At 60.2% G+C, this 14,523-nt stretch carries 15 protein-coding genes and 1 pseudogene; 3 read left to right on the plus strand and 13 right to left on the minus strand.

The window, feature by feature from the left end:
• Nucleotides 1-133: 133 nt before the first annotated feature.
• The 13 genes and pseudogenes from flgL to C2U47_RS01710 form a co-directional block, all read right to left on the minus strand.
• Nucleotides 134-1,342, minus strand: coding sequence for a flagellar hook-associated protein FlgL (flgL, locus tag C2U47_RS01650; RefSeq protein ID WP_005329788.1), 1,209 nt, complete (start codon nucleotides 1,340-1,342; stop codon nucleotides 134-136).
• A gap of 3 nt (nucleotides 1,343-1,345) precedes the next feature.
• Nucleotides 1,346-3,343 (minus strand): flagellar hook-associated protein FlgK, encoded by a 1,998-nt coding sequence (gene flgK / locus C2U47_RS01655; RefSeq protein WP_103261367.1) that lies wholly within the window; start codon nucleotides 3,341-3,343, stop codon nucleotides 1,346-1,348.
• Between the two features lie 3 nt (nucleotides 3,344-3,346).
• Nucleotides 3,347-4,447 carry a flagellar assembly peptidoglycan hydrolase FlgJ gene (gene flgJ, locus C2U47_RS01660; protein ID WP_048207976.1) on the minus strand — a complete coding sequence of 367 codons (1,101 nt, stop codon included), beginning with the start codon at nucleotides 4,445-4,447 and terminating at the stop codon, nucleotides 3,347-3,349.
• A 46-nt stretch (nucleotides 4,448-4,493) separates the two neighbouring features.
• The gene (locus C2U47_RS01665) at nucleotides 4,494-5,591 is read right to left on the minus strand and encodes a flagellar basal body P-ring protein FlgI (protein WP_069785262.1); all 1,098 of its coding nucleotides are present in this window, start codon (nucleotides 5,589-5,591) and stop codon (nucleotides 4,494-4,496) included.
• Nucleotides 5,592-5,651: 60 nt separating this feature from the next.
• Nucleotides 5,652-6,323 carry a flagellar basal body L-ring protein FlgH gene (flgH, locus tag C2U47_RS01670; protein WP_010675289.1) on the minus strand — a complete coding sequence of 224 codons (672 nt, stop codon included), beginning with the start codon at nucleotides 6,321-6,323 and terminating at the stop codon, nucleotides 5,652-5,654.
• Nucleotides 6,324-6,339: 16 nt separating this feature from the next.
• Complete coding sequence (flgG, locus tag C2U47_RS01675) at nucleotides 6,340-7,128, minus strand: flagellar basal-body rod protein FlgG (RefSeq protein ID WP_010675290.1); 789 nt, start codon at nucleotides 7,126-7,128, stop codon at nucleotides 6,340-6,342.
• Between the two features lie 14 nt (nucleotides 7,129-7,142).
• Nucleotides 7,143-7,889, minus strand: coding sequence for a flagellar basal-body rod protein FlgF (gene flgF, locus C2U47_RS01680; RefSeq protein ID WP_010675291.1), 747 nt, complete (start codon nucleotides 7,887-7,889; stop codon nucleotides 7,143-7,145).
• A gap of 146 nt (nucleotides 7,890-8,035) precedes the next feature.
• Entirely contained in the window at nucleotides 8,036-9,382 is a 1,347-nt protein-coding gene (gene flgE, locus C2U47_RS01685) for a flagellar hook protein FlgE (protein ID WP_039040233.1), read from the minus strand.
• A gap of 10 nt (nucleotides 9,383-9,392) precedes the next feature.
• Nucleotides 9,393-10,129 (minus strand): annotated as a pseudogene (locus C2U47_RS01690) (flagellar hook assembly protein FlgD).
• Between the two features lie 84 nt (nucleotides 10,130-10,213).
• On the minus strand, nucleotides 10,214-10,633 hold the full coding sequence (gene flgC, locus C2U47_RS01695) for a flagellar basal body rod protein FlgC (RefSeq protein ID WP_053288338.1): 420 nt from the start codon (nucleotides 10,631-10,633) through the stop codon (nucleotides 10,214-10,216).
• Nucleotides 10,630-11,031, minus strand: a complete 402-nt coding sequence (gene flgB / locus C2U47_RS01700) for a flagellar basal body rod protein FlgB (RefSeq protein ID WP_053288337.1) — start codon at nucleotides 11,029-11,031, stop codon at nucleotides 10,630-10,632. The genes flgC and flgB overlap by 4 nt, the downstream gene beginning before the upstream one ends.
• A 61-nt stretch (nucleotides 11,032-11,092) precedes the next feature.
• On the minus strand, nucleotides 11,093-11,917 hold the full coding sequence (locus tag C2U47_RS01705) for a CheR family methyltransferase (protein WP_052815061.1): 825 nt from the start codon (nucleotides 11,915-11,917) through the stop codon (nucleotides 11,093-11,095).
• Nucleotides 11,918-11,934: 17 nt separating this feature from the next.
• Nucleotides 11,935-12,846 (minus strand): chemotaxis protein CheV, encoded by a 912-nt coding sequence (locus C2U47_RS01710; protein ID WP_053288335.1) that lies wholly within the window; start codon nucleotides 12,844-12,846, stop codon nucleotides 11,935-11,937.
• Nucleotides 12,847-13,083: 237 nt separating this feature from the next.
• Here C2U47_RS01710 and flgA point away from each other — a divergent pair, with 237 nt between their 5' ends.
• From flgA to C2U47_RS01725, 3 genes are all read left to right on the plus strand, one after another.
• Nucleotides 13,084-13,689, plus strand: coding sequence for a flagellar basal body P-ring formation chaperone FlgA (flgA, locus tag C2U47_RS01715; protein WP_069652580.1), 606 nt, complete (start codon nucleotides 13,084-13,086; stop codon nucleotides 13,687-13,689).
• A gap of 94 nt (nucleotides 13,690-13,783) precedes the next feature.
• On the plus strand, nucleotides 13,784-14,104 hold the full coding sequence (gene flgM / locus C2U47_RS01720; protein ID WP_103261368.1) for a flagellar biosynthesis anti-sigma factor FlgM: 321 nt from the start codon (nucleotides 13,784-13,786) through the stop codon (nucleotides 14,102-14,104).
• On the plus strand, nucleotides 14,101-14,517 hold the full coding sequence (locus C2U47_RS01725) for a flagella synthesis protein FlgN (protein WP_010675299.1): 417 nt from the start codon (nucleotides 14,101-14,103) through the stop codon (nucleotides 14,515-14,517). The genes flgM and C2U47_RS01725 overlap by 4 nt, the downstream gene beginning before the upstream one ends.
• Nucleotides 14,518-14,523: the final 6 nt, after the last annotated feature.

The following is a 14,523-nucleotide window of genomic DNA, read 5'->3' on the forward strand; positions in this document are numbered from 1 at the left end:
CCAGGCGCAGGTCGAGTCAAGGCAAACAGGCCCCTGGCAACGGGTTGTTACAAATTGGCCGGACGGCGGGCCCTTCATGAAACGAGGCTCCCCCGTGCGTGGCACGGGGGAGCCTGCGGTCAACGGACGAACGTCAGCGGATATAGTCGAATAGGGTCAGCTTGCTTATCTTGCTGAAGGCTAGCTGGGAGGCGCTCATGGCTGCATCCTCCTTGGAGAGGGCCGCGATCACCTCGTACATGTCCGCCTCGGACACCTTGGCCCGCGCCTGCTGGTTCAGGGTGCTGAGTCCATCGTTGGAACTCATCACCTGCTCCAGGCTGTTCATCCTTCCCCCCAGCTCCCCCAGTCCCCGGTCTATCTTGGTTCTGGCGTTGCTCATGTGGGTGGTGGCATCGGAGACCGCCAGCTGGAAATCGCTCTCGGACAGGGTCGGATCACGCATGGCGGAGATGAAATCGGACATGCCATTGAGGATGTTGTCGTTTTTCGGGGTATCCAGCACGAAGTTCTGGGTCGCCGACCCCGCAGGGAGGTCGAGGGTGAGCGCCAGGCCGTTGAAGGGGATCTTGTTGCCCGCCACATAGTCGCCGCTTTGCAGCAGGGTGCCACCGCTGTCACGGATCTCGTAGGTGTCCGGCGGCCCGGCCAGGGTGCTGACCGCATATTGGTTGCTCGGCAGGGAAGAGTCATAGTTGTTGCGATAGAAGCTCTCGAAGTTCCCCTGATCCGCCACCGACACCTGGATGTTGCCACTAGCGGCGCTGGCAGTGCGCCGGGTCGCCACTATCTCGAACAGATCGAAACCGGAGTCGTTGGCCGGGATCTGCACCGTGGGTGAGACCTGGATGTTGCGCTGCCCCGTGTCCCCCTGGAACACATAGTTGCCACTGGCATCCTTGACGAAGGGCTGGGTCTTGCTCTGATTGCCGCCGAAGATGTACTCCCCCTGGGAGTTCTTGCTGTTCATCAGGTCGAACATCTGCTTTTGCAGCCCCTCCAGCTCGCTCGCGATGGCGCTGCGCTCCTCGGAGCCCATGGCGGAGTTGTTCGCCTTCTGGATCAGGGTCTGGGCACTGAGCATGGCGCTGTTGAGGGAGGTCAGCACCGTCTCCTCGTGGCCCAGGCTGTTCTCCAGCAGGCTGCCGTTGACGCCGTACTGCTTGAAGAGATCGATCTCCTTGGTCAGCGCCATCTTCTGGCTCATGCCGGCCGGGTCCTCCCCGGAGCGGGAGAATTTATCCCCCGTCATCAACTGGTTGTAGGCGGTGTTCTGGCGCTCGCTCACCTTGCTCATGGAGGCAAGGTTGCGGTCATAGATCATGTTGGTGGTGATGCGCATGACTTACCTCACGGAGGAGAGCAGGGTGTCGAAGATGGTCTTGGCGGTATTCACTATCTGGGCCGAGGCCGCATAGGACTGCTGGAAGCGGATGAGGTTGGCCGCCTCCTCCTCCAGGTTGACGCCGGAGACACTTTCGAAGATGGCGGTACTCTGGGTCAGCTTCGCCTCGTTGGCCTGCAGCAGGGTCTTGGCCTGACTGGTCTTGTTGCCAATGCCGCTCACCAGACCCGAGTAGGCATCGTTGAAGGTCATCTTGTCGTTGCTGGTGGCGGCGTTGTTGTTCTTGCGCACCAGCTCCTTGTTCTGCAGCTCCGCCAGCGCCAGGCCGTTGGCGTTGTCCGCAAAGCCGTCCTTGTTGTAGCTGAGCGTGAAGCTGTCGCTGGCCTCCACCTTGCCGGTGATGCTGAACTCATAGCCCGGGCTCTGGGTCGGATCGGCGTAGACCTTGGGCCCCCCAAGGGGACTCTCGAGGGCGGCCATCAGGTTCTTTCCCTTGCTGGAGGCGGGGGCCACACCGAGCAAGTTGTTGTTCTTGTCATAGACCTCGTAGTTGCCGCTGCCGTCGATCTTGATGACCTGGGGTGCACTCGGGTCCAGAGTGTTGGTGCCAAAACCCGAGCCCGTGCCGGTGTTGTAGACACCGCCCAGCGTTATCTCGCCCGAGCCCAGGTTCTGGGATCCCTTGTCCGCCTTCAGGGGGGATGCCAGCGCGATATCCTCGGGACGGGTGATCGCCTGCTCCAGGTTGGCAGCCGCATTCCGGGTGGGTTGCAACAAGATCTTGTCACCTGCGACCGGAGTGCCGGAGAGATCGATTTCGATGCCGTGCCCCGCCACCTCGAAGGTGGCTGGCGGCGTGGTCCCCGTGGCGAGCGAGGTACGCTGCCCGCTGCCGTCGATGGCGAATACCTCGTAACCGGTGGCGCTGTTGAACCGCACCTCGTAGTCGAAGGTGGTGACCTCGCTCCCCTTGCCGGGGACGAAGCTGACGCTGGCCGCCCCGTTACCCTGGTTGCTGGCGTAGGGCAGCCCCTGGCTTCCCTTGAGGGTGAAGAGATCCCCCCCAAGCTCGTTGTCGAGATCCATCCCCAGCCGGTTCTGCTGGTTCATGGCATCCCCTAGGGCGACGGCCAGCTGCCCCAGCTCCCGCTTGGCGGGCTCCAGATCCCGGCGCGCGGTGAAGAGGCCACCGATGGCACCGCCAATATCCTTGTCGTTGATGCTGGCCTGGTTCTTGCCCAGGGTCAGCTGCAGGGAAGGCTCACGGGAATCCGGGTCCCCCGGCACCACCTTGAACTGGGCCACGCCGCCATCGAGCACCAGGGAGTGCCCTGTGCTCATGTTGACCAGCATGCTGCCATTGGGCTGGGTCACGGTGCGGATCTCCATCTTCTCGGAGAGCTGGCGAATGGCCTCATCCCGCTGATCGAACAGCATCAGGTTCTCTTCAGGGGAGCCCTGGGTGCGGACGATGGCCTGGTTCAGATCGTTGATGCTGTTCAGCAGGCTGTTCACCCTGTCCGTCTCGTCCCCTATGGTGGCGTTGATGGTATCGGACTGCTTGTCGAGCTGGGCGGAGAGGGTATGGAATCTGTCCACCATGCCGCTCAGTTCACTCAGGGTCGTCTTGCGCCCCCCGATCTCGGACGGTGACTCGTTGGCGGTGTGGAAAGCCTTGAAATAGGAGGTGATGGTGGTCCCCACGCTGTTGCTGGCATCACCGAGCAGGCTGTCGAGTCGGAACAGTTGATCGTAGCGGGTGTTGGCCGCCTGATACGCGGACGTATCCCGGCGCACCTCGGCCTGGGCATAGGCGTTGATGATGCGATCACTCACCATGTCGCCCGTCCCCAATCCGACGGAATTGGTGTAGATCAGGGTGCGTTCACGTACATAGCCCTGGCTATTGACGTTCACTATGTTGTTGCTGGTGGTCTGCAGCAGTCGCTGCTGGGCCAACACACCCGAGGTCCCAATTCCAAGCAGATCGCTTGCCATAGCTTACAGCTCCATCTCTGTGTTCCTGTCTGCAATGTTGCCGGGCGTCGAGTAACCGGCGATGGCATCACTGCGCAACACTTGTTTAAGTTTCCTGGCGTACTGGGGATCGGTGGCATAACCGGCCTGCTGCAACGCCTCGAAGTAACGTTCCGGGCTGTCCACCTTGGCCAGTGCCCCCTTGTAGCGACTCCCAGAGGTCAGGAAATCCACGTAGTCGTTGAAGCTCTCTTCAAACGACTCGTAGGAGCGAAACGCCGCCTTCTGGCGCGAGGCCACCCCTTGCTCGTATTCCAGGGTGCTCACCACCGCCTTGGGGCCTTCCCAACGCGGATCGGCCTTGATGCCGAACAGGTTGTGCGTCACGTTTCCGTCTGCATCCTTGATCACCCGCTTGCCCCAGCCACTCTCAAGGGCGGCCTGGGCCACCAGCACCGCCGGGCTCAACCCCAGCTTGTCCGCCGCCTTCTTGGCCAGCGGCATCAGCCTGTCGACGAACTCTTCCGGGCTGTCAAACACCTTGGCGCTGCCATCCAGGGCCGAAGGCCTCTGGCTGCTGCCCATGGGCGGCACGGTGCGGTGGGGGCGTCTTGGCAGGGCCAGCGTTCGCTCGGCCCCATTCAGCTCACCCTTCATTTCGTTATCAGCAAAATCTTTGCCAACTTTGGAGGCAGCAATCAGATCGTTGGAGGCACTGGGGGGTTGATAGGGCTTGTAGACCCGCTCGGTACGCTGGGGCAGCTTGAGTACCCGGCCATCCTGATGGGTGAAGGTCTGCTCGGGTGAGAGCTGCCTGGCCACCATCTCGGCAATGCCCAGCCCCCCCTTGCTCGACATGTCGGCAACCCGCTGCTCGTCCAGCATCCCTTCATAGAACTGGGTGTAGCTGCTGTTCATCGGGTTGCCCTCGGTGAGCACCGAGTTGGCCTGGCGCATCCCCTTGAACAGGGTCTGGGTGAAGATGGATTCGAACTGGCGGGCGGCCGCCATCAGGGCCCCTTGCTTCCCCTCCTTGCTCAGGCTCATCTGGCGCAGTTTGTCCAGGTTCTGGACATCCTGCACCATGCCAATATTGATACCGCTCTGGGTGTCGAACTCTGCCATAACCTACCTCTTTGCCGCCCGTGGCAACCGCTTGCCGCTCACGAAATTACAGAATGACCAGTTGGCCCTGGATCGCGCCCGCCTGCTGCAGCGCCTCCAGGATCGCCATCAGATCCCCGGGGGCGACCCCCACCTGGTTCACCGCCCGCACCAGGTCGTCCAGGGTCGCGCCGGTATCGAGCTTGAACATCCGACCGGGATCCTGCTGCACGTTGATGGTGGAGTTGTTGGTGACCGCCGTCTGCCCGCCAGCGAGCGGATTGGGTTGGGAGACCTGCTGGTTCTCGGCGATGGTCACCGTCAGCCCACCGTGGCTGATGGCCGCCGGGCGCAGCTTGACCTCGCTGCCGATGACGATGGTCCCGGTGCGCGAATTCACGATGATCTTGGCGGACTCACTCGCCGGGTCCACTTCCAGGTTCTCGATGGTGGAGAGGTAGGAGACCCGCTGGGCCGGATCCCGCGGTGCGAATACCTTGATGGAGGTGGCGTCCATCGCCTGGGCGGTGTTCGGACCCACCAGATCGTTGACCACGTCCGCCAGACGGCGGGCGGTGGTGAAGTCCGGCCGGTTCAGGTTGAAGGTGATGGTGTCGCCCTGGCTGAAGGAGTTGGGAACCTCCCGCTCCACGATCGCCCCGTTGGCGATGCGCCCCACTGTGGGCGTGTTCACCACCACCTTGGAGCCGTCCGCCCCTTCGGCGCCGAGGCCACCGACCACCAGGCTGCCCTGGGCCACCGCATAGACGCGGCCATCCAGCCCTTTCAGGAAGGTCTGGAGCAGGGTGCCGCCACGCAGGCTCTTCGCCTCGCCGATGGCGGAGACGGTGACATCTATGGTCTGGCCCGGCTTGGAGAAGGGGGGCAGATCCGCGTGGATGGCCACCGGCGCCACGTCCTTGATCTTGGGCTTGATGTTGTCAGGCACCTTGATGCCGAAGTTGTTGAGCATGGTCCTGAAGGTCTGCTCGGTGAAGGCGTTGTTCTTCTCCCCCGTGCCGGGCAGGCCCACCACCAGACCGTAACCGATAAGCTGGTTGCTGCGCACTCCTTCCACCGAGGCGAGGTCCTTGATGCGCGATGCGTGCGCCAGCCCGAAGGGCAGCAGGCAGCACAGCAGGGCAAGCAGACGGAATCGGTTCATGACATCTCCTAACAAAACCTTCCTGATCCGGGGCCCGTGAACGCCCCGGACTCTTGAGTCTTAAATGGGCCACCAGGGGCCGTTGAAGAAGCTGGTGAGCCAGCCCTGTTCCTGGGTGTTCGCCAGATCCCCGGTACCACCGTAATAGATACGCGCATTGGCCACCCGCTGGGAGGAGACGCTGTTTTCCGAGCTCACGTCCTCCGGGCGCACCAGACCGGTGATACGGATGTATTCGTTGCCATTGTTGAGCATGATCCACTTCTCGCCGCGTACCAGCAGGTTGCCGTTTGGCAGTACCTTGACCACGCTGACCGAGATGTTGCCCTGCAGGCTGTTGCTCTGATCCGCCTTGGCCTGCCCCTTGAAGGCACTGTTCTGGCCGATGGAGGCCGACAGATCGTAGGGCCCCGCCGTGACCGGCACGCCACCCAGGGTGACGGGGTCGAGCGCCAGCTTGTTGTCCTTGCCGCTCTGGGTGTTGGCCTTTTTCGACGCCGAGGTCGACTCCGCCAACTGGATGGTGATGATGTCACCCACCCGGTGCGCCTTGATGTCCGAGTAGATGCCGTTGACCTGCTCGGGCTGGAAGATGGCGCCGGTCGGGCGCACCGACACCGGCTCCGACTCCCCGTAGACGGGGGCGAAATCCGGGTCATCCGGTTTGGCGGTATTGGGGGTACTGGTGCAACCCGCCAGCGTCAGCAGTCCCAGCATCCATATGGCTTTCATCATGGCACTCCTTTCATCAGGTCCGCTGGGTCAGGAAGGACATCATGGAGTCGACGGCGGAGATGACCTTGGAGTTCATCTCGTAGACCCGCTGAGCCTGGATGAGATTCACCAGCTCCTCGGTCACATTGACGTTGGAGGTCTCCAGCATCCCCTGCTTGATCACCCCCAGCCCGTCCGCGCCAGCAGTCCCCTGAATGGGGGCGCCGCTGGACTGGGTCTCGAGGAAGAGGTTCTCCCCCATGGGCTGCAGGCCGGTGGGGTTGACGAAGTCCGTGGTGTTGATCTGGCCCACCACCTGAGACTGGCCATCCCCCTTGAGCTGGACGGAGACCTGGCCATCCTCCCCCACGGTGACGCTCTGGGCGTTCTCGGGGATCTGGATCTCCGGTTGCAGCGGGTAACCGTTGCCCGGGGTGACGATGGTCCCCTCGTCGTTCAGGGTGAACTGGCCGTTGCGGGTATAGGCGGCGCTGCCATCGGGCAGCTGGATTTCGAAGTAGCCGCGACCGCTGATCATCAAGTCAAGGGAGTTGTCCGTGGTCTGGACGTTGCCCTGACTGTGGTTTTTCTGGGTGGCGACCACCTTGGCCCCCGCCCCCAGCATCAGGCCGGAAGGGAGCTCGGTGTCCGCCGAGGAACGACCGCCAGGCTGGTTGATGTTCTGATAAAGCAGATCCTCGAAGATGGCCCGCGCCTTCTTGTAGCCCACTGTGCTGGCGTTCGCCAGGTTGTTCGAGGTGACCGAGATGTTGGTCTGCTGGGCATCGAGGCCGGTCTTGCTGATCCAGAGTGCAGGATTCATGGGGTGCTCCTTGATTAGCTGATACGCAGCAGCTGGGTTTGTGCCTCGTCGTTCTCCTCGGCGGTCTTCATGATCTTGACCTGAGTTTCAAACTGACGTTGCAAGCGAATAAGGTTGGTCATCTCGTCGACCACGTTGACGTTGCTCCCCTCGAGGGAGCCGGCGATCAGGCCCACATCCGCAGACGCGGCCTCATTCTGGCCATCCTTGCGGCGAAACAGGCCGTCCTGGCCTTTCTCCACCGCATCTGCCGCCGGGTTGACCAGCTTGATACGCTGGAAATCTTCCGGCAGGTTGGCGGCGGCCCCCTCGGGACGGCCGCTGATGGTACCGTCACGATTGATCTCGATCTTCTCCATGGGCAGGGGCAGCACGATGGGCTGGCCGGCATCATCCACCACGTTCAGACCGGTGGAAGTTTGCAGATTGCCGGTGGCATTGAGCTGCAGGTTGCCCATGCGGGTATAGGCTTCCGCACCGTTGGGATCCTGCACCGCAATCCAGCCCGGCCCATCGACGGCAACGTCAAGATCCCGACCCGTGGTCATCAGCATGCCGTGCTGCAGGTTCTGGCCCGGCCGCTCGGTCATGGCGAACACCCGCGTGGGCAGCCCTTCGCCAAACGCCTGCATGCTGCGCGCCTGCTCGAAGTCAGACTTGAAGCCAATGGTGTTGGCGTTGGCAAGGTTGTTGCCACGAACAGCCAGGCTGTTCATGTTCTCCTTGGCCCCGGACATGGCGATGTAAAGCAGGTGATCCATGGGATCCTCCGTCAAACAGATGACTCTCACAGCTCAACTGCAAGTTGAATGCCAAGAGAGATGACGAAGACGGAATGAAAGGAGGAAATGAGGCGGGACGGAAATGACAAGGGGCGCCGAAGCGCCCCTGCCAACTACCCGCCGTCTTAGCGGATCTGCAGTATGTTCTGCTGCAGGGAGCTGTTCACTTCCAGGGAACGGGAGTTCGCCTGGAAGTTGCGCTGGGCAGTGATGAGATCGACCAGCTCGGTGGTGAGGTCCACGTTGGACTGCTCCAGTGCCGACGACTTGATGGAGCCGAACGTGCCGGAGTTCGGGGTGCCGGGCAAGGCATCGCCAGAGAGCAGGGACTGGCGCCAGGAGGTGTCGCCGACCTGGGTGAGACCCTGGGCATTGGCAAACTTCGCCATGGCCACCATGGCCACCTTGACGGTGGTGGCGTTGCTGTAAGTGGCGGAGACAATGCCATCCGCCCCGATCTCCACCTTGGTCAGGCGACCGACGGTGGAGCCGTCCTGGGTCAGCTTGCTCACTTCAAAGGGGGAGGCGTACTGGGTCACGGTACCAAGCTTGAACTCAATCTCCTGAGTGCCATCGGCGCCATTGGTGATGATACCAGCCCCTGTCGCCCCCAGGGGTTCCGTCTTGATGACCGCCGGGGTGGTGGGTGTGACCATCTTGCCGGAGGCATCGAAGGTCACCCGGGCGCTCAGGGGGGCCTGACTCAGACCGGTCGCCATGGTGGTGGCCGTACCGCCTACGATGTCGATGGGCTTGTCCCCTTCATAGAGGTACATACGCCAGGCAGTCGGCACCGCCGCTTGGGTAGGATCGGCCGGATCCGCTTCCTTGGTGAAGTACTGGGTGATGGTGTGTGGCTCGCCCAGGGAGTCATAGACCACCACGGAAGTAGAGGAGGAGTAGGTGGTCGAGTCCGTGGGATCGAATTTGGAGGCATTGACATCCATCAGCGTTTTCGTGCTGGAAGGCAGGTTGAAACCAGCCTCGACCGTCGTGGTCTGCACCGGCTCACCGGCCTTGTCCGGGATCTGGATGGGCTTGGTGGCGTTGATGCTCACCGCCTTGGGGGTGCCGTCAGAGTTGATCTCGTACCCTTGCAGATAACCGCCGGAGTTGCTGACCATGTAGCTGCTTTCATTGAGCTTGAAGGCGCCCGCACGGGTGTAGGTGCGATCCAGGTTGGTCAGGCCGTCCGAGGTCACGAAGAAGCCGTTGCCCTGGATGGCGAGATCCAGCGCGTTGTTGGTGAATTGCAGCGCGCCCTGGTGGAACTGCTGAGCCACAGCGCCAGTCGCCACCCCGTTGCCGACCTGGGTCTTGGCGTTGACGAAGATGGAGTTGGCATAGACGTCGGCGAACTCGGCGCGGGACTCCTTGAAGCCGGTGGTATTGACGTTGGCAATGTTGTTCGCGGTGACGTTCAGGTCTTTTTGAGCCGCATTGATGCCGCTGAGGGCATTGTTGAATGACATGTCTTTCTCCTTAGATCACTGCGTTAGAGGACGAAGCCGACTGGGTGGTGGTCTTGCCGGTCGTCGCGCCAATTTCCAATACATCGGTCAGGTAGATGCCGCCCAGCCCCTTGAGCTTGAGGGTGCTGGGATTGGTGCTCGTACCCAGGGTGACGCTCTCCACCTTGGCGTAAGTTAGGGCGGGTACGCTCTCCGACTTGCCATCCACGGTGGCGTGCGCTTCTATCGAATACTTGCCGCTCTTGGCCGCATTGCCGGACTTGTCCTTGCCATCCCACTCGAAGGCCACGTTCCCCTTGTGGTCCCCCTCGAGGGAGAACTCCTTGACCACCTGGCCGCTCTCGTCCTTCACTGTCACCTTGATGTTGCTGCCGCCGTCTCCGGTGGCGATGACGCCGGAGAGGGTGCCCCCTTCTCCACATACCCCGTGTTGGAGGGGATGAGCACGTTCTGGCCCACCAGGGCCGACGCCTGGAGCGCCTGGCTCGAGGTCATCAGGCTGTTGAGGCTCTCCATCTGGGTGGAGAGGCTGCTGATCCCCTGGGAGGTCGACATCGAGGTCATCTGGGACAACATCTGGGCGTTGTCCACCGGCTTGAACGGATCCTGATAGGAGAGCTGCATGGTCAGCAGCTTCAGGAAGGACTCCTGATCCAGCTCCTTTTTCTGGGTGCTGGTGTTGACCGTACTGGTCTGGGCCGACGTCGTCCGGTTGACACCCAGCAGGCTGTCATAGGTATCTGCCACTTATGCTTCCCCCTCTAGGGCTTGCGATGCCCGGCGTAGGCCGAACAGGCGGTCACGGGTCTCTGTCATCTGGGTTCACCTCTATCAGGACTTGCCGAGGCCGAGCGTCTGCTGCAGCATCTTCTTGGCCGCATCGGCCACCTGGACATTGGTCTGGTAGCTGCGGGAGGCGGCGATCATGTCCGCCATCTCCTCCACCATGTTGACGTTGGGCTTGAAGATGAAGCCATCCTTGTCCGCCATGGGGTGGTTCGGGTTGTACTCCTTGAGCAGGGGGGCATCGCTCTCGACGATGCCTTTCACATCCACCCCGACCGAGGCCTGCTTGTCGGTCATGGCCTGATCCAACTGGGCGGCAAAGACTGGCCGCCTGGCGTGGTAAGTTTTTTCCACGCTGGAGCTGACGCTGTCAGCGTTGGCCATGTTGCTCGCCACCGTGTTGAGGCGAACGGACTGCGCGCTCATGGCTGAGCCTGCAATGTCAAAGACCTTGAACAAACTCATCCTTGCTCTCCTTTCAGTGCTTTGAGCAGGCCGCTTATCTTGCTGTTCATGAATTCAAGAGAGGCCTGGTATTCAAGGCTGTTGCGCAGGAACTCGCTGCGCTCCTGCTGTACGTCCACCGTGTTGCCGTCACCGGTATCCGGTTGCAGGGGATTGCGGTACTGGGTCGTGCCCGGGGAATCCATCTGCAAGGCGAAGTGCTTCTCGCTGGTAGTGCTGAGCCCGAACCCTTGCTGGCCCTGGGCATCCTGCAACGCTTGTGAGAAGTTGATGTCACGGGCCTTGAAACCCGGCGTATCCGCATTGGCGATGTTGCTGGACAACACCTCGGCACGCTTGGCGCGCACGCTCAGCGTGTACTGATGAACACCAAATGCCTTGTCGAATGAAATTGCCATAGCACACCTCCTGCTTCATGGATATTTAGCAAGAGGTGTGCCAAGAGGGTATTGAGCGGGGTTATTTGACCTTGTAGACGATGCCGGGGTTGCAGCGGATCATCTCGAACTTATCGGTGAGGCCAGCCAGAGACTCGGAGGCCCCCAGCATCAGGTAGCCGCCAGGATTGAGGCTGCTGGCGAACTGGTTGAGGATCTTGGATTTCACTTCGGGCGCAAAGTAGATGAGCACGTTGCGACAGAAGATGATGTCAAACTTGCCGAGCAGGCTGTAGCTCTCCAGCAGGTTGAGAGGGCGGAAGCTGGTCAATTTTCTGACACGCTCCACCACCCGCATCTTGTTGTCGCCATAGGGTTCGAAAAAGAGTCGCTTGCGCTCGGGGGAAAGCCCGCGAGCCAGTGCAAGGCTATCGTAGATCCCTTCCTTACACTGGTTCAGCATGGTGCTGGATATATCGGTCCCTACTATTTGCACCCCGCCCGGCATGCTACCCGGCCGTTTAACTTGCTGCTCCAGCGCCGTCATGGCGATGGAGTAGGGCTCCTGTCCGGACGAAGAGGCGGCAGACCATATCTTGATGGTGCGACCGCTCTTACCAAGCTCCGGGAAAATCTTGTCACTCAATAACTGGAACGGATAGGTATCGCGAAACCACAAAGTCTCGTTGGTGGTCATGGCATCGATCACTGCCATCTTGAGTTCCCGCTCGCGCACGCTCATCGCCCGGGTGACCAGATCAGACAGACTCTCGATACCAAACTGAGTCATCAAGGGCGACAGGCGGCTTTTAACCAGATACTGTTTGTTGTCACCCAGTACTATGCCGCTCTGTTGTGCCAGAAAATTGCTGAATTGCCTGTATAAGTCGTCCGAAAGTGTCTTCATGCAGTTGTTCTTCTTGATTAGAGAGCGCCTTGTACGGCCTTGGCCAATTCATCCGGCTGGAATTTGGCAATGAAATTGTTCGCTCCGACTTTCTGCACCATGGCCTGATTGAACACCCCACTGAGGGAAGTGTGCAGGATAACATGCAAATCCTTGAGGTTGGGATTGTTGCGGATCTCGGCGGTGAAGGTATAACCATCCATCTCCGGCATTTCAATATCTGAAATAACCAATGCAATCTGATCATGTATGGGGCCATTTTTGGACATCTCCAACAACATGTTGAGCGCTTCCCGTCCATCCTTGGCCAGCACGCACTGCACCCCGATAGCCTCCAGTGCACGTTGTACCTGCTTGCGCGCAACCGAAGAGTCGTCCGCAACCAGCACGGGACGCCCGTGAGGATTGCGCTCCACGCTTGCTTCCACCAACTCGGTGGACACCTCAGTGGAGACCGGCGAAATCTCGTTGAGAATGCGCTCCACGTCCAAGATCTCCACCAGCTCGCCATCTACCTCGGTCACTGCCGTCATGTAGTTGATGCGACCAGCCCCTTTGGGTGGCGGCAGAATGGACTCCCAGTTCATGTTGATGATGCGCTCGACCGAGTGGACCAGGAACCCCTGAATGGAGCGGTTGTACTCGGAGATGATGATGAAGCACTTGGAGAGATCCTGGATGGGGCGCTTGCCCATCGCCATGCTGAGATCGATCACCGAGATGGTCTGGCCACGGATATGTGCCACGCCGCGAATGCAGGAGTTGAGCTTGGGCATGACGGTCAGAGGGGGACACTGCAGCACCTCGCGTACTTTGAATACGTTGATGCCAAATCTTTGACGTCCATTGAGACGAAACAGCAGCAGCTCCAGCCTATTTTGTCCCACTAATTGGGTTCGCTGGTTAACCGAGTCCAGAACACTCGCCATAAACACTCCCTAAAAATGCTTGGCACTGATCGTGCATATCATTATGCATGCACATTGGCTTGCATCAGACCATCGTTGTTTCAACAACAGAATAATTCTGGAGCAAGCATAGTTAACTACGGTGGTATACGTGAATAACTTATCGACCGGTAAGCAAAAATGATTAGTAGACTTTTCCTTATCTTACTGCCGTTTTGCAGTCTGTCTCACGCCATGGCGTCCGAGGTCACCGACTATCTGCAAGAACAGGCACAGGCGTTCGTGCTCGACCAGCTCGATATTCCCCTCGATGCACAGGCCGACGTCAAGGCCGGCACCATTGACGAGCGCCTCCCCCTCACGCGCTGCGAAGATGCCCTCACCATTTCCCTCCCCGCCCGGATGGAGATCCGTCGCAACACCACCGTCTACCTCAAGTGCGAGGGAGATAAATCCTGGGATCTCTATCTCCCTGTCCGGGTCAGCATCCAGAAACCCTATGTCACCGTCGCCGTCCCGGTTGCCAAGGGAGACATCCTGAGCGAACCGATGCTGACCTTGGCATACCAGGACCAAACCCTGATCCGTGGCGACTACCTTACCGATCCGACCGCACTCATCGGGGTACGCAGCAAACGTGAGCTCAAACCGGGCCAGCCAATCAGACTGACCCAGGTCTGCGTGGTCTGCAAGGGGGACCAGGTCACCCTGAGTGCTGAAAACAGCAGCATGCAGATCAAAACCATGGCCCGCGCCTTGCAAGATGGCAGCTTCGGAGACATGATCCGGCTTGTCAACACGCGCTCGGGCAGAACGGTGCAAGGCCAGGTCAGTGCAGTGGGCTCCGTGATTGTGACATTCTGACACATGAATGCACTGCGCAATTTTTTTCTAAAGTTCTGACCGCCGTCACCGATACACAGGTAAGCGAACAGTAAAGCAGACGAAGGTAAACCTTATGGCTATCAACAATATCAACAACTTGGCTAACAACCGCCTGCAAAACAGCGGCAGCAGTCAAGGTGTAGCCACCAAGCCGGCGACCTCCAGCGAGGGCAGCCGTGCGACCACCGTCAAGAGCGACTCTGTCTCCTTGACCAGTGAGGCGCAGCAATTGCAGCAGATGCAGAAGACCCTCAACACCGCCTCCACCGGTAACGAGAGCCGCGTCGAGAGCCTGAAGAAGGCCGTGGCCAGTGGGGAGTACAAGGTCAACAGCGAAGCCGTGGCCAGAAAGATGTTCAGCTTCGAAGCCGATCTGGATAAACGGTTGGGATGATGGACCTCCCTTCGCTGCTGCGCGCTCAGGACGACAACCTCTCCCAGATGCAAGGCTTGCTGGCAGAGGAGTTCGACCTCCTCAAGGCTCACCGGGCCCTTGCCTTGCCGGCACTCGCCGATCGCAAGCAGCAACTGCTGGTGGCCATCGAGATGCTGGACAAGACTCTGGCAGAGCTACCTGACTTGCAGCAACAGCTGGGCGCCTTCCCGACCCAATTGCAGGCCCTTCAAGCCAAGCTGGAAGCCTGTCAGGAGCAGAACAACCTCAATGGACGTCTGCTCGAACTCAGTATTGTCTCCAATCGCCGTCTCGCCAGCTTCCTCAGCAAGCTCAGAGACAGCAGCTCCCTGACCTATGACGCCAAAGGCAATACCCGCTCAGGCACCCGCTCTTTCGGGATCAAGGCCTGATCTCCT

It is taken from the genome of Aeromonas sp. ASNIH7 (assembly GCF_002903485.1).
Lineage (GTDB): Bacteria > Pseudomonadota > Gammaproteobacteria > Enterobacterales > Aeromonadaceae > Aeromonas > Aeromonas caviae.